Genomic DNA, 21,403 nt, shown 5'->3' on the forward strand with positions numbered 1-21,403 from the left:
AAGCATGCGGCACCCTCGTTCCCTTAGGGATGAGGGTGCTGTTTTTTAACGATACACCCGGAAATGTGGACTTTGTGCGGAATCATGTTCAAGCGGCCCGGGATGAGGTATAATAGGGAGGATCGGGCGTCTCTGCAAGGGATTCCCAAGAAGGGCTGCGGCGGCAAAAGCCTTCTGGACGGTGTGGAAGCAGCCATAGGAAAGCGGAGTTTGGGAGCCTGGGAAGCCTTGATGCCTGAGGGGAAAGGGCCCTTGGTTAACCCTTGACCTGCAAGTAGGGTTGCCTTATAGTTGGAACAGGAGTTATACGTTAAACATGTCGTATGAGGTGAAAAGCAGGTATGGGAGATCAAGTGTACGTAGGAGTCGATTTGGGAGGAACCGCGATTAAAGTGGGATTGTGCGACGAGCAGGGCAAGCTTCTGCAGACGTACGAAGGCCCGACCGGTACCGAACACGGCGCGGATGTCGTGCTGGAGAATATCGCACAATATGTGCGCAAGCTGGTGGCGGAATCCCCTTATGAGTGGGAGCAGGTTGCCGGAGTCGGTGCGGGGATCGCCGGGTTTATGGATATTCCGGAAGGCTTCATGAAGCTGTCTCCCAACCTGGGCTGGCGCAACGTTCCGGTGAAGAAGATTCTCGAGGAGAAGCTCGGCGTGCCTGTCAAAATCGACAACGACGCCAATGTAGCGGCACTCGGCGAAGCATGGAGCGGAGCGGGTGCAGGCATTCCGAACGTCGTCTGCTATACGCTTGGAACAGGCGTTGGTGGAGGCATTATCATCCACAGCCGGATTTATCAGGGCTCCAACGGTATGGCAGGAGAGCTTGGTCATATGGTGGTTGTACCGGACCTGGAAGCGATCGAGTGCGGATGCGGTAAGAAGGGCTGCCTCGAGACCGTATCTTCGGGAACGGGCATTATTCGCATGGCCAAAGAAGCCGTGGCGCGTGGAGAGCATACTTCCCTGGCCCTGGTGGAGAACATCATGGCGAAGGACGTATTCGATGCGGCGAAGACCGGCGACGAAACCGCACTGCGGATCATTAACCGGGCAGCGCTGTACCTGGGCAAATCGATGGCGGCGGTATCCGTCGTGCTGAACCCGAAGCGGTTCATCGTGGGCGGCGGGGTGTCCAAAGCCGGTGATATTCTGTTCGATGCCATTCGTAAGTATTACCAGGAATTCACACAGGAGACTGCGCAGGAAGGCGTGGATATTGTTCCGGCCGTGCTCGGCAACGATGCCGGCGTAGTGGGCGCAGCAGGACTGAATCTGCACAGCATCTAACAGGATAACCGGTGTACGGCGTCATGTGCACCTGCCGATATACAATGGTAAGAAAGCGAGGACCCGGCCGGTTCTCGGGGACAATGGGCGTGCCTGAACCAGTAGTGCAGCCATGTCCTTACACCGGTCCGGCTGAAGTCCAAGCAAAAGGAGTTGGGCCTTATGGAAGAAAACCATTCCCTCGGAAAGCTGGTCATCATTACAGGCATGTCCGGAGCAGGCAAGACGATCGCGGTGCAGAGCCTCGAGGACTTGGGCTTCTTCTGCGTGGATAACCTTCCGCCGGTTCTGATTCCGAAGTTTGCGGAGCTCATCGAGCAGTCGAAGGGACGCATCGGCAAGGTCGCGCTCGTGATCGACCTTCGCGGACGCGAGTTTTTCACCTCCCTGTCGGAGTCGCTCCGTTACCTGAACGAGAATTACACGCTGACCTACGAGATTCTGTTCCTCGACGCTACGGATTCCGTTCTGGTCCAGCGGTACAAGGAGAGCCGGCGGAAGCATCCGCTGGCGCCGACGGGCGCTCCGCTCGAAGGCATTCAGGCAGAGCGCAAGCTGCTTGAGGAGCTCAAGGGACTGGCTACACAGGTGATCGATACCTCGAATCTCAAACCGGTGGCGCTGAAGGAGAAGATCGCTTCCCGGTTCACCAATGTGGAAGGAAGCAGTATCTCGGTCAACGTGATCTCGTTTGGATTCAAGTACGGCGTTCCGATTGATGCCGACTTGATTTTTGATGTGCGCTTTCTGCCGAACCCGCATTATATCGACCACCTGCGTCCGAATACGGGTCAGGACCCTGAAGTCTACGAGTATGTCATGAAGTGGAACGAGACGCAGGAATTCCTGGCGAAGCTGCTGGATATGCTCCAGTTTCTTGTGCCGCAGTACAAGAAGGAAGGCAAGAGCCAGGTTGTGGTCGGGATTGGATGCACGGGCGGGAAGCACCGTTCGGTCGCGATTGCGGAATATTTGGGCAAAATGATGGGAAGCAGCGAGACCGAAACCGTTCGGGTAAGCCATCGTGATTCGGAGCGCGACCGGGTTGAGGTGAAACGATGACCGATGCCCTGGAGAGGGAGAACTATATCCCCCGGATCGTCGTGATCGGAGGAGGAACGGGGCTCTCGGTCATGCTCCGCGGCTTGAAGCACAAGCCGATGGACATCACCGCCGTAGTCACGGTCGCCGACGACGGGGGCAGCTCAGGGATCCTGCGCTCCGAGCTCGAGATCATTCCTCCGGGTGATATCCGCAACGTGCTCACGGCCCTGGCGGATGTGGAGCCCCTGCTGGGCAAGCTGCTCGAATACCGTTTTGACAAAGGAAACGGATTGGCAGGCCACAGTTTGGGTAACCTAATGCTCGCGGCCATGCGGGATATTACCGGCGACTTCGTTACGGGCGTCCGGGAGCTCAGCCGTGTCCTGGCGGTCCGGGGGCGCGTGCTGCCGGCTGCGGATGAAGCCATCGTGCTCCGGGCGGAGATGATGGACGGCCAAGTCGTTGAAGGCGAGTCGAAGATTCCGAAGGCCGGCGGTGTCATCCGCCGGGTCATGATCGAGCCGCGGGACGTGAAGGCGCTGCCTGAAGCGGTGGAAGCGCTCAAGACGGCCGATGCGATCCTGGTCGGTCCGGGGAGCCTGTATACGAGCATCATGCCGAACCTGCTCGTTCCGGAGATTGCCGAGACGATCGTGAAGTCCAAGGCGCTTAAGATGTTCATCTGCAACGTCATGACGCAGCCGGGAGAGACAGACGATTACAAGGTCAGCGATCACTTGAAAGCGATTCGTGATCATGTCGGCCACGCGCTGTTTGACTACGTTATCGTCAATAACGGAGTGATTCCGGACCCGGTCAAGCGCAAGTATGCCGATAAAGGGGCCGAAGTTGTGCCCCTGGACTTGGATGCCGTAACGCAGGAGGGCTACAAGGTCATCGCCGACAAGCTGGTACTGTTCCAGACTTACCTGCGCCACGATGCCGAGAAGCTGAGTCAACACATATATCAACTGGTGGAGAGCTGGATGTTCAAGAAGAGGTGATGTACCATGTCCTTCGCCGCCCAAACGAAGAAAGAGCTGACCCTGATGGAGGCGGACCCCTGCTGTGAGAAAGCGGAGCTGTCCGCGCTGATCCGGATGAATGGAGCGGTGTCGCTGACGAGCCAGAAGATCATTCTGGACATCTCGACGGAGAACGCCGCTATTGCCAGACGCATCTATTCCCTGCTCAAGAAATCGTATACGGTTCATATCGAACTGCTCGTTCGAAAGAAAATGCGGCTTAAGAAAAACAATGTTTATATCGTCCGGGTGCCATCCCAGGTGCAGAGCATTCTGTCCGATCTGCAGATCGTCTCGGAAGGCTTCCTGTTCGCTTCGGAGATTGAGCCTTCCCTGATTGCGAAGGACTGCTGCAAGCGGGCTTACCTGCGCGGGGCGTTCCTGGCCGGGGGATCGGTCAATAATCCCGAAGGCACCTCGTACCATCTGGAGATTTACTCGATGTACGAGGAGCACTGTCAGGCCCTGTGCAAGCTGGCCTGCGAGTTCGGCTTGAATGCCAGGTGTATTGAACGGAAGAAAGGGTTCGTGCTGTATATCAAAGAGGGCGAGAAGATCATCGACTTCCTGTCCCTGATCGGGGCCCATCAGGCGCTGCTGCGCTTTGAGGATGTACGGATCATGAAGGATATGCGCAACTCCGTCAACCGTCTTGTGAACTGCGAGACGGCCAATCTCAACAAGACCATCGGTGCGGCCGTACGGCAGATCGACAACATCAAGCTGCTCCAAAAAGAGCTCGGACTCGATAACCTGCCGGAGAAGCTTCGGGAGGTTGCGGAGATCCGGCTTCAGCATCCCGATATGAATCTGAAAGAAGTCGGGGATCTGCTGAAGGGCAAGGTGAGCAAGTCCGGGGTTAACCACCGGCTGCGGAAGATTGATGAAATGGCGGAAAAGCTTCGTAAATCGCAGGTGCTCTGACGCAAATATAGAACTTTTGTGTAAATTTGCAAATATTCTAGTGCAGAGTGCCGAAAAATGATATAATAGCTGAAAAATTGCTTTTTTAATTTTAGAAATCTGAAGGAAGGCAGCCCGGAATCAGGCTGTACTCTTCCTTAATGCTTTCGCATGACTCCAGATTTAACGTTAGGATGATGTACAGAATTCTTACATCCTAACGTTTCTGGGTTTGACGAAGGACCAGGGTTTCGCCCAATGGGCTGCAGTCATTTTTTCCATGCACTAGACCCGGCATGCCGGTGTTCTAGCGGCGGTAGGTGTGCCGCTGGTATGGACTACGTCAAGTTCGCCAAGGCCCAGGGCCGTTTGATACGCCCAGGCTGCTCAAGTTTGAAGAAGGCGGGAACGTCTTCGGGATTCGGAATTTATAGATTGTAGGGGGTATTGGTTGCATGTCGAGACGCCCAGTAGTCGTCAAGTTGAAAACAGGCCTTCATGCCAGACCGGCAGCGCTATTCGTTCAAGAAGCGAATAAGTTCTCTTCGGAGATCTTTGTGGAGAAGGACGAGAAGAAGGTTAACGCCAAGAGCATCATGGGCATCATGAGCCTTGCGATCAGCACCGGTACGGAAGTTCACATAAGTGCTGAAGGTTCGGACGCTGAACAGGCTGTAAACGCTTTAGTCACACTGGTCAGCAAAGAGGAATTGGAGAACCAATAACGACCGCCACGGGCTTCCGATAAGGAAGCTTTTTTCTATGCGGCGTGGCTTTCGAGCAGTATAGTGCCAAGAAGAAGAGCGCAACCTTTTTTCGTGCCGTGCGTCTATTATGACGTGCTCCAAACGGCCGGAGAAGGTTTTTGGGCCTGGGAAGAAGGAAGAAGACAGAATAGAGCTGCAGGAAGAGGAGTAGGAGAAAAGAACATGAAACGGATCAAGAAAGAACTGGCTCTCCTGTTGGTGGTCAGCCTGCTGATGTCTATCATGTGGGTGTCCCCGGGAACGGCGGCCGAGCAGGAGAAAAATCCGCTCGCATCCGCCAGCACGACGTATGTGCTGCTGTATATTGACAAGGCGGAAGCCTTCCTGAACGGCACACAGGTTACCCTCGACGCACCGGCCACGATCATCAAGGACAAAATGTACGTGCCGGCGAAGTTCCTTGGGGATGCGCTCGGCATGAAGGTCGAGTGGAATGATGCTACCCGCCAGATCGAGATGGAGACACCGGGCTACGAAATCATGCTCGACATTGACAACAAATCGGTATGGATTAACGGGTATTGGATGGCCTTTGACGACGTTGCCGCTATTGTGAACGGACGCCTGATGATCAAGCTGACCTGGCTTGCCGATTATATGGGAGCCAAATATACGTATAACAATGAACTGCGCCGCGTGGAAGTGCTTCACGTCAATGCGCCGCAGGGACTGTATGATCCGAATACAAGCAACTCCAAGCCGGTGGCCAAGTTCACCTTTGCCAAGCAGACTTACAAGATCGGCGAGCCGATCAAGTTTGTGGACCTGAGCTATGATCCGGATGCCGAAGGGATTGCCAAGTTCGAGTGGAAAGGGAAAGAAGACGCTTATTTCCAGGCGGGCACCTACCCGATCACCTTGACGGTTTGGGACAGCAACGGCAACAAGAGCGAGCCGTACACGCGCAATCTGGTCATCTCGAAAGAGACGTTCCTGAGTGCCGTGGAGTATCCGATCTACATGAAGCCGGTCGGCTCTTTCATCAAGACGAACTGGAGCACGCTGTGGAGCCACTTCTGGGAGCTGCCGGAACTGCCGAAGACGGCAACCGAGGTTCCGGGACGGACGCTACTGGTCTCCGACAGCCCGGAAGAGTTCTATGAGCAGGGCATCCTGTATCAGGACGAAGTCGAAGGCAAAGTGAGATTATATGCGGACCACATCAACGGTACGAAGGAAAAAGTAAGCTTCGCCATTCTGGCGAAGAACATGACCGACAAGCCGGTCACAATCAAGACGACGAATAAAGGGGAAGTGTGGCCTTCGGTCTACGCCAACCTGATCGGCAGTGAAGCCACCGTAGATTTCCTTCTCGGGGACCCGCTGAACGAAACCATGACAATCCCTGCGGGTCAGACGTTCACCTATAAGCAGATGCCGGACTTCTACCCGGCACAAGGTGTGAATTTGTTCTATGACCTCGAGACGGACGGGAAGGTGCAGTTCTCCTTCATCGCGGCCAAAGATGTCTCCCAGAAGGCGCTGGCGCTGCCTAAGCTCGCTTTCAGCGGACACGTCAGGGGGACTTTCCCGGTCTCGGAAGTGAAGTGGAATATCGACGCATCCTCGTTTACGACACCGTCCAGGCTGATCCTGGGCGACGGAATCAAGGATCCTTTCCTGCCGGGGTACGACCCGCAGCGGAAAGCGGAAGTGAAGAATGACGGCAACTACGGCGTAATCTATAAGATCCATGCCGACAAGCCCCGCAAGATGGCGATCATGATTCTGGCCAAAGGCGGCGTATTCAAGGGGCCGATCAAGATCAACGGGGACATCCGACTGATTCCGGAGTCGGGCGTCATCACGGCGTTCGACGGTATGCAGATTCTCGCGAAGACGACAGGCAAGGAAGAGTCGCTCGACATTGAGTTCAGCCCTCCGGCCGGTTCGGCCTTCCCGGTCGATCTGATCTTCTATCCGCTCGATGACCGGATGGATCAACAGCCATAAGCTTAATGCAATCCAGCCCTTTCCTTTGCAGTTTAAAGGAAAGGGTTTTTTCTTATGCTCGTGTCCGATGCCAACGAAGTTAGGGTGTCAGAGGTCCGTCAGGCAGTCGTCATCCATAATCCGGCAACTTGCTGTCTGCAGCACTCGTCTAGCATGTAAGAAGGGAGGAGGAGAGTATACATGAGCTCTTGGCGGACGGATCCGCAGCGGATATGGCGGTGGCTCGGATGGAGTTGTATCGTGATAGGCGTGTTCTATTTTCCTGCTTTCCCGTGGTATTTGCTTGGGGAGGTCAAGGAAGAGGAGATTGGCCATTGGGCTTTGTGCAGCATGGTTGGGGGAACCGTTATCTTGTTGGGCGCCCGGCTGTACCGTAAGGGGGGAGGACAAACCAAGCGTCTGCTGCTGTTGGTAAGTCTTGTGGGAATGGCTGTGCTGCTGCTGGGACAGGTGCCGGCTCTATATTCATGGATGATTTATCAGGGCAATTTAATCCGGCACTGGCCGGTATCGCCGAGTGTCGGCTTTTTCTTGGGTGTGGCGCTGCATGGGTGGCTGGTCTTATTGGCCCTCGCTGCCCTCACAGCAGCCTGCCTTTCTTTGGCTGGCCGGGGACATTCGGAGATCCGGCTTTCCCGACGGGAGGGCTTACGCTTTTTGCTGGGGCTTGGGAGTTTGCTGGCTCTCTGGTGGGGCTGGGATGCCTATCAGGCAAGGGGGTGGATTGCGAATACATACCCGGCCGATGGCATGGAACATGTGCCCGTGCGAACAGTGGTGACGGTGGCATGGAAGGGCAGCTATGAGACTATGGGCATGCGGGTGCGTTATGAAGATTCGCCGGAAGCTGCGGTGCCGGGAGCATCAGGGGCGACGCAGTACGGTATGACGTTTGAACCCGAAGGCGGATTTCAGCCCGGCCGCAGGGTACGGATCGAAGTGGAGGCTGGGCGGCGGACTCATGTGTTCCGCTTTACCACGGATACGAAATAGACTTAAGCTGGACTAATGGGATCACGGCAAAAAGCCTGCCGACCGGATGACCGGAAGGGCAGGCTTTTTGGTTACTGCGGTTTAGTGGGCATTACACTTTCTCGATAACCTTATCGATCAGTCCGTAGGCGCGGGCTTCTTCCGCCGACATGAAGTTGTCGCGGTCGGTGTCCTTCTCGATACGCTCGAAGGATTGGCCTGTACGCTCGGAGAGGATCGTGTTCAGCTTGTCGCGCATCTTCAGGATCCGCTTCGCACGGATCTCGATATCGCTGGCTTGGCCTTCGGCACCGCCGAGCGGCTGATGGATCATGACTTCGCTGTTCGGCAGCGCAAAACGCTTGCCAGGTGCTCCTGCGGCAAGCAGGAACGCACCCATCGAAGCGGCCATGCCGACGCAGATCGTCGAGACGTCCGGCTTGATGAACTGCATCGTGTCGTAGATCGCCATGCCCGAAGTGATCGAGCCTCCCGGGGAGTTGATATACAAGTGAATGTCTTTGTCGGGATCGCTTGCCGCCAGGAACAGCAGCTGCGCAATGATCGAGTTGGCTACAACGTCGTTAATGCCACTTCCAAGAAAAATGATGCGGTCCTTGAGCAAACGCGAGTAAATATCGTAGGCGCGTTCCCCTCTTGCATCCGGTTCGACTACCATTGGGATAAAACTCATGAGCTGCAGCCTCCTTTATAATTAAACTATAACCATCATAGCCCAAAAACAAACAAAGGTCAAGAAAGGTCAAATTAACCGACAAAAAAAGACCAGCTGTGTCAGCTGATCTGTTTGTTTGTAAGTAAGTGGCGCGCCCGTAAGGAATCGAACCTTAATCTCAGGCTCCGGAGGCCTACGTCATATCCATTGGACCACGGGCGCATGTATGAAGTTTGCTGCATGATCACCTGTGGGGGTGACAGCAAAATTGATTATATCTTATGACAAGCAGGAATGCAAGTCCCTGCCCAAAAGTTTTTTGGTTACAAGATATTTACAAAAGCTCTCTTGAAAATGGTTTGAAAGTCCGGTATATTAGAGATAACTAAGTGAGAGCTTAGTTCTTCTTTTGGAGAATGTGGGACTAAAAATGCATCACCGGGACGAAAAGTGTCCAGTAAGCAGGCAAGCGGGAGTGAATCCATGAGAGAGATTCTTGACATCCAAAAACAGCTGCTTCCCGACTTGATGGACACCATGAAGAAGCGCTATACCGTTCTTCATCATATCCTGGTTTCCGGGATGATCGGCCGGCGCACTTTGGCGGGAATGCTGAACACGACGGAGCGGGTGCTCCGCGCGGAAGTGGACTTTCTGAAGGAGCAGGGCCTGGTCGACGTGGATGCCTCCGGCATACGCATCAGTATGGCCGGCAGGGAACTGCTCGAGCGGATCGAACCGCTGGTGAAGGACCTGTTCGGGCTCACGGAACTGGAAGAACAGCTGCGCGTGCATTTTGGCCTGAAGCAGGTAGTCATCGTGCCGGGAGACTCCGACGCTTCACCTCAGGTGAAGAAGGAGCTTGGCCGAGCCGGTGCGTCCGTACTGCGCAAGCTGGTTACAGAGAACGACGTCGTTGCCGTCACCGGCGGATCGACGATGGCTGAAGTGGCCAACCATCTCACGGCGGCGCCGGCGATGAAGGGCATCTGGTTCGTTCCAGCCCGCGGAGGGCTCGGGGAGAGCCTGGAGATGCAGGCGAATACCATCGCTTCCACTATGGCCAAGAAGACAGGAGCGCGTTACCGGCTGCTCCACGTACCCGACCACCTCGGTGAGGAAGCTTACCAGTCGCTGATCCAGGACACCACCATCTCCGAGATCATCCAGTTCATCCGTCAGGCACGGATGGTCATTCATGGGATGGGAGATGCTATGGTAATGGCCAGACGGCGCAAAGTGGACCGGGAAACAACCGAAAGCCTGCAGAGGGAAGGGGCGCTTGCGGAAGCGTTCGGGTATTACTTTGACCGCAGCGGCCGCATGCTGCACCGCATGCCGACCATCGGACTCCGACTGGAGGACATCCATGGGATGGATACCGTCATCGGGGTTGCGGGAGGACGCAGCAAAGGCGAGGCGATCGCATCGGTGCTCAAGTACGGTCATGAAGACGTGCTCGTAACCGACGAAGCAGCAGCACAGGAGATTATCCGCACAATCAGTTCATCATGACAGGTTCTGCCTGTCTTGAACGTTGCGCCCAGCGGACCCGCAGCGCGGGATAAGCGGGTGTAACAATATACATTTTGGGAGGCTATCAATCATGGTAAAAGTGGGTATTAACGGATTTGGTCGTATCGGCCGTAACGTATTTCGTGCAGCACTGGGCAACCCTGAAGTAGAAATCGTTGCAATCAACGACCTGACAGACGTAAACACGCTGGCTCACCTGCTCAAATACGACACTACGCACGGCAAGCTGAATGCAACGGTTGAAGCAACTGAAGGCGCGCTGATCGTAAACGGCAAAACCGTAAAAGTATTTGCAGAGCGCAATCCGGAAAACCTGCCTTGGGGCGCTAACGGCGTTGAAATCGTCGTTGAATCCACAGGGATCTTTACTGCGAAAGAGAAAGCCGAGCTTCACCTGAAAGGCGGCGCGAAGAAGGTTATCATCTCCGCACCGGCTACCAACGAAGACATCACGATCGTTATGGGCGTTAACGAAGACAAGTACGACGCTTCCCAGCACACGATCATCTCCAACGCATCCTGCACAACGAACTGTCTTGCTCCTTTCGCTAAGGTTATCAACGACAAGTTCGGTATCGTAAAAGGCATGATGACGACGGTTCACTCCTACACGAATGACCAGTCCGTACTCGACCTGCCGCACAAGGACCTTCGCCGTGCACGTGCAGCTGCCGAGAACATCATCCCTTCGACTACGGGTGCTGCAAAAGCCGTTTCCCTCGTTCTGCCTGAGCTGAAAGGCAAGCTGAACGGTATGGCTATGCGCGTACCTACGCCTAACGTTTCCGTAACGGACCTGGTTGTTGAACTGAGCCAGAACGTAACGGTTGACGATGTGAACAACGCCCTGAAAGAAGCGGCTAACGGCCCTCTGAAAGGCATCCTGAACTACTCCGAAGAGCCGCTTGTATCCTCCGACTACAACGGCGACCCGGCTTCCTCCACGATCGACGCCCTCTCCACGATGGTTGTCGGCGACAACATGGTGAAAGTCGTTTCCTGGTACGACAACGAGTGGGGCTACTCCAACCGTGTCGTTGACCTGGCTAACTTCATCGCCAAAAAGGGTCTGTAAGAACAAAACTGTGGTAATGGTCTGCTAACCCCCTGAACACCAAAGGGCACTGGCGCGGTCCAATGAGTATCTATCTTCGGGATCTGTTGAACTTTCGTTTTTCTGAAATATTAGGAAGAGGTTATAACGAAAGTTCAAAGGATCCGCGCTATGCTCTGCGATAGATACTCATTGTGCTGGCGTGCGCCTTGGTGAGAAGGGCAAGCAAGGCCCATTCCCACATTTTTTGGTGCGGGTAAGGGTAGGGTAGAGAGAGAACATACAACCAAGAGAGAAACCGGTACATACCAGCTGATATGACATGTTCCGGATCACATATAGAGTACGAAACAGAGCACTAGAGCGTTGAGCAAGAGCATCAAGCACACATGAACCCACCGGGAGGGCGACAATGATGAACAAGAAGAGCGTTCGTGACGTGGAAGTAGGCGGCAAACGCGTATTTGTGCGCGTAGATTTCAACGTACCGCTGGAGAACGGCAAGATTACCGATGACACACGGATCCGTGAGACCGTACCGACCATCAAGTACCTGACGGAGCGCGGTGCGAAAGTCATCCTCGCGAGCCATATGGGCCGTCCGAACGGCGCGGTTGTGGAAGAGCTCCGTCTGACACCGGTAGCCGCACGCCTCTCCGAGCTGCTGGGCCAGCCGGTTACCAAGGCTGACGAAGCGGTAGGCGCAGCGGTTCAGGCGCAGGTAGCCGAGCTGAAAGACGGCGATGTGCTTCTTCTTGAGAACGTGCGCTTCTATGCGGGCGAAGAGAAGAACGATGCGGAGCTTGCGAAGCAGTTCGCAGAGCTGGCGGACCTGTACGTGAACGACGCGTTCGGCGCAGCACACCGTGCGCACGCTTCGACGGAAGGCATCGCGCATCACCTGCCGGCTGTCGGCGGTCTGCTGATGGAGAAGGAGCTCGACGTGCTCGGCCGTGCGCTGAACAACCCGGAGCGTCCTTTCACGGCGATCGTGGGCGGTGCGAAGGTGAAGGACAAGATCGCGGTCATCGAGAAGCTGATCGAAATCGCCGACAACATCATCATCGGAGGCGGCCTGTCCTACACGTTCTTCAAATCCAAAGGCCTTGAAATCGGCAAATCCCTGGTGGACAACGACCGTCTGGAACTCGTTCAAGAGTTCGAGCGCAAAGCCAAAGAGAAGGGCATCAACTTCCTTCTGCCGGTTGACGTTGTTGTAGGTGACAAGTTCGGTGCGGATGCCAACACGAAGATCGTGAACATCGATGAGATCCCGGCTGACTGGGAAGCATTCGACATCGGTCCGAAGACGCGTGAGATCTACGCGAAGACGATCGCCGAATCCAAGCTGGTTGTATGGAACGGGCCGATGGGCGTATTCGAGCTCGAGCCGTTCAAGAACGGTACTCAAGCCGTAGCAGAAGCTTGCGCGGCAACGGCAGGCTACACAGTGATCGGCGGCGGCGACTCCGCTGCGGCAGTCGAGAAGTTCCACCTTGGCGACAAGATGGACCACATCTCCACCGGCGGCGGCGCATCCCTCGAATTCATGGAAGGCAAAGCGCTCCCTGGCGTTGTTGCGCTTCAAGATAAATAAGGAGGCGTACCCTTCATGCGTAAACCGATTATTGCAGGCAACTGGAAAATGTTTAAAACCGTACAGGAAGCCGTTTCTTTCGTGAACGAAGTAAAAGGCAAAGCGGAAGTGGAAGGCGTGGAGAGCGTCATCTGCTCCCCGTTCACGAATCTTCCTGCCCTGGTGGAAGCGGTGAAAGGCACGACGCTCAAAGTCGGCGCCCAGAACCTCCACTTCGAAGACAACGGTGCTTACACGGGTGAGATCAGCGGCGTTATGCTGAAGGATCTCGGCGTAGAGTACGTCATCATCGGTCACTCCGAGCGCCGGGCTTACTTTGGCGAGACGGACGAGATCGTGAACAAGAAGGTCCAAGCGGCATTCAAACACGGTCTGACTCCGATCGTCTGCGTAGGCGAGAAGCTCGAAGAGCGCGAAGCGAACCAGACCAAGGACGTATGCAAAGTGCAGACCGAAGGCGCATTTGCAGGCCTGAGCGCAGAACAGGCGGCACAGGTGGTCATCGCCTATGAGCCGATCTGGGCTATCGGAACAGGCAAATCTTCTACAGCTGCAGACGCTCAAGACGTGATCGGCTACATCCGTGAAGTCGTGAGCGGCCTGTATGGCGCCGAGACGGCTGCAGCGGTACGCATCCAGTACGGCGGCAGCGTGAAGCCGAACAATATTGCGGAATACATGCAGCAGCCGGATATCGACGGCGCGCTTGTAGGCGGAGCTTCCCTGGAGCCGGCGTCCTACATCGCCCTGATCGAGGGGGCCAAGTAAGATGGCCAGACCGAAACCGGTAGCAGTCATTATCCTGGACGGCTTTGGCCTGCGCGGAGACGTGCAGGGCAATGCCGTAGCCCAGGCGAAGAAGCCGAACTACGAGCGTTATTGGAACGAGTTTCCCCACACCACGCTGATCGCCTGCGGCGAAGCCGTAGGTCTGCCGGAAGGCCAGATGGGGAACTCCGAGGTAGGTCACCTGAACATCGGCGCAGGCCGTATCGTGTACCAGGACCTGACCCGGATCTCCAAGTCGATCCGTGACGGTGAATTCTACGAGAACGAGACCATCCTCGGAGCAATCCGCCACGCGAAGGACAACGGCAAGAAGCTTCACCTGTACGGCCTGCTGTCCGACGGCGGCGTTCACAGCCACATCGAGCACCTGTTCGCGCTGCTTGATGTGTGCAAGAAGGAGAATTTCGAGGAAGTATACATCCATGCGTTCCTCGACGGCCGTGACGTAGCGCCGGACAGTGCAGCGGGATACATGGAGCGCCTCCTGAAGAAAATCGCAGACGTGGGCGTAGGCCGCATCGCTACGGTACAGGGACGTTACTACGCCATGGACCGCGACAAGCGCTGGGAGCGTACCGAGAAGTCGTACCGTGCCATGGTTTATGGCGACGGCCCGACCTTCGAAGATCCGATGAATGCGATTCAGGAGTCCTATATCCGTTCGGTGTACGACGAGTTCGTCATGCCGACAGTCATTGTGAAGCCGGACCATACACCGGTAGGTCTGGTGGAGAGCGGCGACTCCGTCGTGTTCTTCAACTTCCGTCCGGACCGTGCGATCCAGCTCTCCCAGGTGTTCACGAACAGCGACTTCCGCGGGTTCGACCGCGGGGACAAGGCGCCGACGGACCTGTACTATGTCTGCCTTACGCTGTTCAGCGAGACGGTCGGAGGCTACGTGGCCTACAAGCCGAAGAACCTCGACAACACGCTGGGCGAAGTGCTGGCACAGAACGACTTGAAGCAGCTGCGGATCGCCGAAACGGAGAAATACCCGCACGTCACGTTCTTCTTCAGCGGCGGGCGTGATGTCGAGCTGCCTGGCGAGACCCGTATTCTGATCCCTTCGCCGAAGGTAGCCACTTACGATCTCCAGCCGGAGATGAGCGCCTATGAAGTGGCGGCTGCAGCCGTGGCTGAGATCGAAGCGGAGCGCCAGGATGTGATCATCCTGAACTTCGCGAACCCGGATATGGTCGGCCACTCGGGTCTTCTCGAGCCGACAATCAAGGCTGTTGAAGCAACGGACGAGTGCCTTGGCAAAGTCGTGGATGCGATCATTGCCAAGGGCGGCGTCGCACTGATCACCGCCGACCACGGGAACGCCGATGTCGTCACGAATCCGGACGGCTCCCGCAATACGGCCCATACGACCAACCCGGTGCCTTTCATTGTGACGGACGGTCGTGTTACACTAAGAAACGATGGCATTCTGGCAGATATTGCCCCTACGGTATTGGACCTGCTCGGCGTGTCCAAGCCGGCGGAAATGACCGGCACAACGCTGGCTGCTTCCCGCAGCTAGCCTGATCAGCAAGCCTCATCCCAAACCTAATTTGAAGGAGTGTATCCCGTAATGACAGTAATCTCTAATGTGTACGCTCGTGAAGTGCTCGACTCCCGCGGTAACCCAACGGTAGAAGTGGAAGTTCATCTGGAATCCGGCGCACGCGGCCGCGCTATCGTACCATCCGGCGCATCCACAGGCGCATACGAAGCTGTTGAGCTTCGTGACGGCGACAAGTCCCGTTACCTCGGCAAAGGCGTTCTGAAAGCCGTTGAGAACGTGAACGACGTGATCGCTCCTGAGATCATCGGCATGAACGCGCTGGACCAAGTCGGCATCGACAAGCGCATGATCGAGCTCGACGGCACGCCGAACAAAGGCAAGCTGGGCGCGAACGCGATCCTCGCGGTATCCATGGCGGTTGCCCGTGCTGCTGCTGAAGCGCTCGACATCCCGCTGTACCTGTACCTCGGCGGCTTCAACGCGAAGCAGCTGCCTGTTCCGATGATGAACATCATCAACGGCGGCGCGCACGCGGACAACAACGTTGATGTGCAAGAGTTCATGGTTCTGCCGGTCGGCGCTCCTTCCTTCAAGGAAGCACTCCGCACAGGCGCAGAGATCTTCCACAGCCTGAGATCCGTTCTGAAGGAAAAAGGCCTGAACACGGCTGTAGGCGACGAAGGCGGCTTCGCACCGAACCTGGGCTCCAATGAAGAAGCGATCCAAACGATCATCACAGCAATCGAGCGCGCAGGCTACAAGCCGGGCGTTGACGTATTCCTGGGTATGGACGTTGCTTCCACGGAATTCTTCAAAGACGGCAAATATCACCTCGAAGGCGAAGGCAAGTCCTACACGTCCGCTGAGTGGGTTGACTTCCTGGCGGCTTGGGTTGACAAGTACCCTATCATCACGATCGAAGACGGCTGCTCCGAAGACGACTGGGAAGGCTGGAAGCTTCTCACCGAGAAGCTCGGCGGCAAAGTTCAGCTCGTGGGTGACGACCTGTTCGTAACGAACACCGAGCGTCTGTCCCGCGGTATCGAAGAGAACATCGGTAACTCGATCCTGGTTAAAGTGAACCAAATCGGTTCCCTGACCGAAACGTTCGACGCGATCGAAATGGCGAAGCGCGCAGGCTACACGGCTGTCATCTCCCACCGTTCCGGCGAGAGCGAAGACAGCACGATTGCCGACATCGCCGTGGCGACGAACGCCGGCCAAATCAAAACCGGTGCTCCTTCCCGTACGGACCGCGTAGCGAAGTACAACCAGCTGCTCCGCATCGAAGACCAGCTGACGGACGTTGCTCAATACGCAGGCAAGAGCGCATTCTACAACCTCAAAAACTTCAAGTAAGCATGACTTGAAGCTTCGTCAAAACCCGCAGGGCCCAGGCCTCTGCGGGTTTTTTCACTTTCTTTTCACCGGCGAACGGTATACTGGCCCTACAAGGTTCTGAATCCGGAACAGCCGGCTGATTGAAGGGCGGAATGCCAGGGTAAAATGGGAACAAAAGGATAACGATCCCAACCAACAACCGGGTCCGGACTGTCCCGTAAGATAAGGTAAGGTAAGGTCAGCCTGCTTACCTGCAGGAAAGCCGCATATACTGGCAGGAGATGCTAAGCTGCACCATCATCCCACTGAAGGAGAGGAGGGAAGCCCTATGAACCGGTGGCTCAAGACGATCGCGTTTTTGGTGCTGTCCGTTTTTTTATCCCATTTCATCCCGTTCAATGAGTTCTTCCGCAACCTGGATACCATGATTCACGAATTCGGTCATGCGGTGGTGACCCTGCTGCTGCAGGGCCAGGTCATGTACATTGAACTGTTCGCCAACCACAGCGGTGTGACGTATTCGCAGATCTCCAGTCCCTGGAGCCTGATTCCGATTGCCATGGCAGGCTACATGACGGCATCGCTGTTCGCCCTGTTCCTGTTCCGTGTAAGGGCACATGACCGGGAGAGGCTCGGTCTGCAGGTGATTACACTGATCGCGATCGCGGCTTTGATTCTGTTCGTTCGGGGAGAGTTCGGCGTCATGTGGCTGATCGGTTTTATCCTCCTAAACGTCGTCATGCTGGCGTTCATGCCGGCCTGGATCCGTGACCTGTATTATCTGCTGATTGCCTTCCTGACGCTGGAGGAATCCGTTATGGGCCCCTTCTCGCTGGTCCTCTATGCGCTGCGTGATCCTTCTCGGGCCGGCGATGCAACGAATCTGTCGCTGGTCACCCCGATTCCTGCGGTAGCCTGGGGGGCGTTCTTCACCCTGTTTGCCCTTTGGTGCGCGGTACGTGCCATCACGCTGTTCCTGCAGGGGAGAAAATCGGAATACCGGCGTACCCCGGCCCATTATACAAGGTACGAGGATTAAATCCGGGAAAGTTGGGTATCCTATAATAATGCGGCCGCCCCCTTCCCGGCAGGATTTGTCAGATGGACAAGAGTGTGCTATACTATGCATGCTGTCTGTTTTCTGGGTTTTCATCGACACATGGGCCTAAGGACATCGGGCAAGTTCTCTCGTACACTAGCAGGAGGTAGGATTATGGAAGTTGCACTGAAGATTATACTGGTTATCGCTTCGCTCGGTCTGATCGCGGTAGTACTGCTGCAGCCAGGCAAGAGCGCGGGGTTATCCGGCGCCATCTCCGGCGGTGCAGAGCACTTGTTCGGAAAGCAGAAGGCACGCGGCCTGGAGCTGTTCCTCAATCGCCTGACGATGGGCCTTGCGGTAGCGTTCTTTGTTCTGTCTTTGATCGTGGCTTACTTTGTAAAAGCGGTATAAACATAAAAGCGTGACAGCAGGGGAAAGATACTCCTGCTGTTTTTTTATTACTATGCAGCGGTCAGTACGGAGTTACGGCAGGGAGGCGAGGCAGTTGACGCGGCAGTATCGAACAACGGAGCCCTTTCACCTGAAGGGAACGGGAGAGCGGGCATCCACGGAACTCCTGCTTATCCACGGGTTCACCGGTTCGCCTTCGGAGTTCCGCCGCCTGGGCTACTACTTGAACGATCTGGGCTATACCGTAAGGGGGATCCTGCTGCCGGGCCACGGAACGACGCCCGAGGATATGATCCGTACGGGGCTGAACGACTGGTCCAGGCATGTGACGGAGAGCTTCGACACCATCCGGGCGCAGGGCGGTCCGGATCGGCGGATCGTAGCCGTAGGACATTCGATGGGCGGTCTCCTGGCCTTGAAGCTGGCGATGGAGCGTCCGCTGGCCGGGGTCGTCTCCCTCGCCGCACCGATCTTCCTGGCCTCGCGCAAGACCGTACTGGCCGTGCTGCTGCAGTATTTTGTGAAGTATGTGGAGCGGCGTCCGACCGTCCCCCCTCATATCATCGAGGAAGCCTGCTCCTACAGCCGTACGCCGATTCCTTGTGTCGTGGATTTGCGCAAGCTGCTTAAGCACGTCAAAACCAGTTTAAATGAAGTAAAAGCCCCGCTTTTTATCGGACAAGGGGGAAGGGACAAGCTTGTGCTGCCGCGCAGTGCGGAGTACATCTACCGCCATGTCTCCTCGGCCTTCCGGCAGATGGCCCATTACCCCTCCACCTCGCATGCCATCCTGCTGGATGAGGAGCGGGAGCGGGTATACGCGGATATTCACCGATTTCTGGTGACGCTTGAGCATATAGGGACATGGGAACAAACGGCGGCGGGGTATGCGCCATAAAGTATAGAAAGAAGAAGGCAGGTGACCGTCATGATCACTAAAGACATATTACTTGATTTTATGCAGGAAGAGGCTTATAAGCCGCTGACTTACCAGGAGCTTGAGCAGCATTTTCAACTCGACAGTGCCCAGGCGTTCAAGGATTTCCTGAAGCTCTTGAATGAGCTGGAGAACGAAGGGCTGATCGTGCGGACACGCAATGACCGGTACGGCGTGCCGGAGCGGATGAACCTCCTCCGGGGCCGTCTGCAGGCTCATGCCAAAGGGTTCGGCTTCCTGATTCCGGACGATAAGGAGCATCCGGACGTCTACATTCATGCGAACGATATGAGTACAGCCATGAACGGGGACATCATACTGGTCCGCATCACTTCCCGCAGTCCTTCAGGGGGACGGATGGAAGGGGAAGTCGTCCGGGTCGTGTCACGAGCCAACACCCGGATTGTCGGTCTGTTCCAGGCCCATGAGGAGTATGCGTTCGTCATACCGGACGACAAGCGGGTGGTACGCGATATCTTCATCCCGAAGGATTCCTTCGGCGGGGCTATGGACGGGCACAAGGTGGTCGTCAATATCGTCTCCTATCCGGAAGGACGGGCGGCGGCACAGGGAGAAGTCATCGAGATTCTTGGGCATAAAAATGACCCAGGCGTCGACATTCTCTCGATTATCCGCAAGCATGGTCTTCCGGAGGCCTTCCCGGATGAAGTGATGGAGGAGGCTTCGGAAGCTCCGGACGTCATTACGGAAGAGGAGATTGTGTCCCAAGGCCGCCGCGACCTCCGCAACAAGCGAATCGTTACCATCGACGGCGAAGACGCCAAGGACTTGGACGATGCCGTCAATGTGGAAGTGCTCGAGAACGGCAACTACGTCCTGGGCGTTCACATTGCGGACGTCAGCTATTATGTTCGCGAGAACTCGGCGCTGGACCAGGAGGCGTATAGCCGCGGCTGCTCCGTCTACTTGGTGGACCGGGTCATTCCCATGCTGCCCCACCGTCTCTCGAACGGGATCTGCTCCCTGAATCCGAGAGTGGACCGGCTGACGATGTCCTGCGAAATGGAGTTCGATGCACAGGCGAACGTGGTTCGGCACGATGTATTTACGAGTGTGATTCGGACCAGCGAGCGGATGACGTACAAGAATGTGCGCAATCTGCTCAAAGGGGAAGCCGAGCCTGAAGTGCAGGAAAAGTACGCGTACCTCATGGACGATTTCCGCCGGATGGAAGACCTGGCGATGCGGCTGCGGAACAAGCGGATGCGCCGCGGTGCGATCGATTTTGACTTCCAGGAATCCAAAATCCTCGTAGATGAGAGCGGCAAACCGACGGATATCGTGAAGCGGGAGCGTTCCATCGCCGAGATGATCATCGAAGAGTTCATGCTTGCGGCGAACGAAACGGTGGCGGAGCATTTCCACTGGCTCAAGGTTCCGTTCCTGTACCGGATCCATGAAGATCCGGACGCGGAGAAGCTGCAGCACTTCCTCGAGTTCATCACGAACTTCGGCTATGTGGTGCGCGGTAAGGGTAATACGATTCATCCGAAGGCACTGCAGAGTCTCCTGGAGGAGATCAAAGGAACGAAGGAAGAGACAGTCATCTCGACGGTCATGCTGCGTTCCATGAAACAGGCGAAGTACGATGCGAACTCGATGGGTCACTATGGTCTGGCGGCCGAGTTCTATTCCCACTTCACATCACCGATCCGCCGGTATCCGGATTTGGTCATCCACCGGGTCATGCGAGAGGTACTGGAGGGCGGCGGAACCGGTCTTACCGACAAACGGCATGAGTATCTGACTTCAAGAATGGACGATATCGCCAAGCAGTCGTCTGAACGCGAACGGGTAGCGGTAGATGCCGAACGGGAAACCGAGGCTCTCAAGAAAGCCGAGTTCATGCTCGACAAGGTCGGCGAAGAGTTCACCGGCATTATCTCCAGCGTCACCTCCTTCGGGATGTTCATCGGCTGGAGAATACGGTGGAAGGTCTCATCCGTCTCTCGGATCTCACAGACGACTACTACCACTTCCATGATGCGCAGCACGCGCTGATCGGGGAACGCACATCGAAGATTTTCCGTCTCGGCGACGAGGTGAAGGTCCGCGTCTCGCGGGTGAACATGGACGAGAAGACCATCGACTTCGAGATGGTTGACATGAAGCCGCGCTCGCAGAAGATGAGCCTCGTCGACGCGCTGAACGGTGTGCGCCGCGGAGCAGGCAAGCGCGGCGGCGCCGGAGGTGCCCGCGGAGCGCGCGGTGGCGGCGAAGGACGACCGGCAGCTGCCGGCAGCGGTGGTGGAGGACGCGGGGGCCGGGGTAAGCGCGGAGCGGCAGCCGGGCCCGGTGCACGCGGCAGCCTGGGCGGCGGCGGTCGCGGCAAAGCCGGACGCGGTGCCAGCGCCGTGGGCGCCGGCAAGGGCCCGGGGGCCGCGAAGGCGCGGGCGCTGGACGCGGTCGGACGCAGCGGCGAGAGCGGCGGCGGTACGGGCTTCGTGCGCAAAAAGCGCAAGAAGACCGTGAAGCGGTAGAGGGCAGGCAGTAGGCTGGTCACGGAAGGCATAGCGAGCTCTTGATTTCC

General features: G+C 56.4%; 17 protein-coding genes, 1 tRNA gene and 1 pseudogene. 17 read left to right on the forward strand and 2 right to left on the reverse strand.

Annotation, left to right across the window (positions count from 1 at the left end):
• Positions 1 to 341: 341 nt before the first annotated feature.
• From PM3016_RS00965 to PM3016_RS00995, 7 genes are all read left to right on the forward strand, one after another.
• Entirely contained in the window at positions 342 to 1,295 is a 954-nt protein-coding gene (locus PM3016_RS00965; RefSeq protein ID WP_014368149.1) for an ROK family glucokinase, read from the forward strand.
• Positions 1,296 to 1,457: 162 nt separating this feature from the next.
• Positions 1,458 to 2,357, forward strand: coding sequence for an RNase adapter RapZ (rapZ, locus tag PM3016_RS00970; RefSeq protein WP_013914017.1), 900 nt, complete (start codon positions 1,458 to 1,460; stop codon positions 2,355 to 2,357).
• A complete protein-coding gene (locus PM3016_RS00975; RefSeq protein WP_014368150.1) occupies positions 2,354 to 3,343 on the forward strand; it encodes a gluconeogenesis factor YvcK family protein in 990 nt (329 codons plus the stop codon). Before rapZ ends, PM3016_RS00975 begins: the two co-directional genes overlap by 4 nt.
• A gap of 6 nt (positions 3,344 to 3,349) precedes the next feature.
• On the forward strand, positions 3,350 to 4,288 hold the full coding sequence (gene whiA / locus PM3016_RS00980) for a DNA-binding protein WhiA (protein ID WP_014368151.1): 939 nt from the start codon (positions 3,350 to 3,352) through the stop codon (positions 4,286 to 4,288).
• 434 nt (positions 4,289 to 4,722) lie between these two features.
• Positions 4,723 to 4,992 carry an HPr family phosphocarrier protein gene (locus tag PM3016_RS00985; protein WP_010500412.1) on the forward strand — a complete coding sequence of 90 codons (270 nt, stop codon included), beginning with the start codon at positions 4,723 to 4,725 and terminating at the stop codon, positions 4,990 to 4,992.
• Positions 4,993 to 5,196: 204 nt separating this feature from the next.
• On the forward strand, positions 5,197 to 6,987 hold the full coding sequence (locus PM3016_RS00990; protein WP_014368152.1) for a copper amine oxidase N-terminal domain-containing protein: 1,791 nt from the start codon (positions 5,197 to 5,199) through the stop codon (positions 6,985 to 6,987).
• Between the two features lie 180 nt (positions 6,988 to 7,167).
• Positions 7,168 to 7,980: a hypothetical protein gene (locus tag PM3016_RS00995; RefSeq protein WP_013914022.1), complete on the forward strand. Its 813-nt coding sequence runs from the start codon at positions 7,168 to 7,170 to the stop codon at positions 7,978 to 7,980.
• A gap of 91 nt (positions 7,981 to 8,071) precedes the next feature.
• Here PM3016_RS00995 and clpP read toward each other — a convergent pair whose 3' ends face one another.
• Both clpP and PM3016_RS01005 read right to left on the reverse strand, forming a co-directional pair.
• A complete protein-coding gene (clpP, locus tag PM3016_RS01000; RefSeq protein ID WP_013914023.1) occupies positions 8,072 to 8,653 on the reverse strand; it encodes an ATP-dependent Clp endopeptidase proteolytic subunit ClpP in 582 nt (193 codons plus the stop codon).
• A 129-nt stretch (positions 8,654 to 8,782) separates the two neighbouring features.
• Positions 8,783 to 8,857: transfer RNA gene (locus PM3016_RS01005), tRNA-Arg, on the reverse strand.
• Between the two features lie 261 nt (positions 8,858 to 9,118).
• On the opposite strand from PM3016_RS01005, the gene PM3016_RS01010 reads away from it, so the two are divergent.
• The 10 genes and pseudogenes from PM3016_RS01010 to rnr all read left to right on the forward strand — a co-directional run bounded on the left by PM3016_RS01010 (position 9,119) and on the right by rnr (position 21,353).
• Positions 9,119 to 10,150, forward strand: coding sequence for a sugar-binding transcriptional regulator (locus PM3016_RS01010; protein WP_013914024.1), 1,032 nt, complete (start codon positions 9,119 to 9,121; stop codon positions 10,148 to 10,150).
• Positions 10,151 to 10,238: 88 nt separating this feature from the next.
• Positions 10,239 to 11,246, forward strand: coding sequence for a type I glyceraldehyde-3-phosphate dehydrogenase (gap, locus tag PM3016_RS01015; protein WP_187296756.1), 1,008 nt, complete (start codon positions 10,239 to 10,241; stop codon positions 11,244 to 11,246).
• Between the two features lie 394 nt (positions 11,247 to 11,640).
• Entirely contained in the window at positions 11,641 to 12,822 is a 1,182-nt protein-coding gene (locus PM3016_RS01020) for a phosphoglycerate kinase (protein WP_014649068.1), read from the forward strand.
• 15 nt (positions 12,823 to 12,837) lie between these two features.
• Positions 12,838 to 13,590 carry a triose-phosphate isomerase gene (gene tpiA, locus PM3016_RS01025; protein ID WP_013914027.1) on the forward strand — a complete coding sequence of 251 codons (753 nt, stop codon included), beginning with the start codon at positions 12,838 to 12,840 and terminating at the stop codon, positions 13,588 to 13,590.
• 1 nt (position 13,591) lies between these two features.
• Complete coding sequence (gene gpmI, locus PM3016_RS01030; protein WP_014368153.1) at positions 13,592 to 15,136, forward strand: 2,3-bisphosphoglycerate-independent phosphoglycerate mutase; 1,545 nt, start codon at positions 13,592 to 13,594, stop codon at positions 15,134 to 15,136.
• A gap of 51 nt (positions 15,137 to 15,187) precedes the next feature.
• A complete protein-coding gene (eno, locus tag PM3016_RS01035; protein WP_013914029.1) occupies positions 15,188 to 16,480 on the forward strand; it encodes a phosphopyruvate hydratase in 1,293 nt (430 codons plus the stop codon).
• 310 nt (positions 16,481 to 16,790) lie between these two features.
• A complete protein-coding gene (locus PM3016_RS01040) occupies positions 16,791 to 17,501 on the forward strand; it encodes a M50 family metallopeptidase (protein WP_014368154.1) in 711 nt (236 codons plus the stop codon).
• Positions 17,502 to 17,675: 174 nt separating this feature from the next.
• A complete protein-coding gene (gene secG, locus PM3016_RS01045) occupies positions 17,676 to 17,915 on the forward strand; it encodes a preprotein translocase subunit SecG (protein ID WP_013914031.1) in 240 nt (79 codons plus the stop codon).
• A 94-nt stretch (positions 17,916 to 18,009) separates the two neighbouring features.
• The gene (locus PM3016_RS01050; protein WP_014368155.1) at positions 18,010 to 18,813 is read left to right on the forward strand and encodes an alpha/beta hydrolase; all 804 of its coding nucleotides are present in this window, start codon (positions 18,010 to 18,012) and stop codon (positions 18,811 to 18,813) included.
• Between the two features lie 30 nt (positions 18,814 to 18,843).
• Positions 18,844 to 21,353 (forward strand): annotated as a pseudogene (gene rnr / locus PM3016_RS01055) (ribonuclease R).
• Positions 21,354 to 21,403: the final 50 nt, after the last annotated feature.

Source organism: Paenibacillus mucilaginosus 3016 (assembly GCF_000250655.1).
In the GTDB taxonomy this organism is placed as follows: Bacteria; Bacillota; Bacilli; order Paenibacillales; family NBRC-103111; genus Paenibacillus_G; species Paenibacillus_G mucilaginosus.

Excerpts from the sequence above, each read along its gene's own strand:
- PM3016_RS01020 (WP_014649068.1), top strand. The coding sequence starts at position 11,641 with ATGAACAAGAAGAGCGTTCGTGACGTGGAAGTAGGCGGCAAACGCGTA.
- PM3016_RS01040 (WP_014368154.1), top strand. The coding sequence starts at position 16,791 with ATGAACCGGTGGCTCAAGACGATCGCGTTTTTGGTGCTGTCCGTTTTT.
- tpiA (WP_013914027.1), top strand. The coding sequence starts at position 12,838 with ATGCGTAAACCGATTATTGCAGGCAACTGGAAAATGTTTAAAACCGTA.
- clpP (WP_013914023.1), bottom strand. The coding sequence starts at position 8,653 with ATGAGTTTTATCCCAATGGTAGTCGAACCGGATGCAAGAGGGGAACGC.
- whiA (WP_014368151.1), top strand. The coding sequence starts at position 3,350 with ATGTCCTTCGCCGCCCAAACGAAGAAAGAGCTGACCCTGATGGAGGCG.
- eno (WP_013914029.1), top strand. The coding sequence starts at position 15,188 with ATGACAGTAATCTCTAATGTGTACGCTCGTGAAGTGCTCGACTCCCGC.
- PM3016_RS00995 (WP_013914022.1), top strand. The coding sequence starts at position 7,168 with ATGAGCTCTTGGCGGACGGATCCGCAGCGGATATGGCGGTGGCTCGGA.
- gpmI (WP_014368153.1), top strand. The coding sequence starts at position 13,592 with ATGGCCAGACCGAAACCGGTAGCAGTCATTATCCTGGACGGCTTTGGC.
- PM3016_RS00965 (WP_014368149.1), top strand. The coding sequence starts at position 342 with ATGGGAGATCAAGTGTACGTAGGAGTCGATTTGGGAGGAACCGCGATT.
- secG (WP_013914031.1), top strand. The coding sequence starts at position 17,676 with ATGGAAGTTGCACTGAAGATTATACTGGTTATCGCTTCGCTCGGTCTG.
- PM3016_RS00975 (WP_014368150.1), top strand. The coding sequence starts at position 2,354 with ATGACCGATGCCCTGGAGAGGGAGAACTATATCCCCCGGATCGTCGTG.
- PM3016_RS01010 (WP_013914024.1), top strand. The coding sequence starts at position 9,119 with ATGAGAGAGATTCTTGACATCCAAAAACAGCTGCTTCCCGACTTGATG.
- PM3016_RS00985 (WP_010500412.1), top strand. The coding sequence starts at position 4,723 with ATGTCGAGACGCCCAGTAGTCGTCAAGTTGAAAACAGGCCTTCATGCC.
- rapZ (WP_013914017.1), top strand. The coding sequence starts at position 1,458 with ATGGAAGAAAACCATTCCCTCGGAAAGCTGGTCATCATTACAGGCATG.
- PM3016_RS00990 (WP_014368152.1), top strand. The coding sequence starts at position 5,197 with ATGAAACGGATCAAGAAAGAACTGGCTCTCCTGTTGGTGGTCAGCCTG.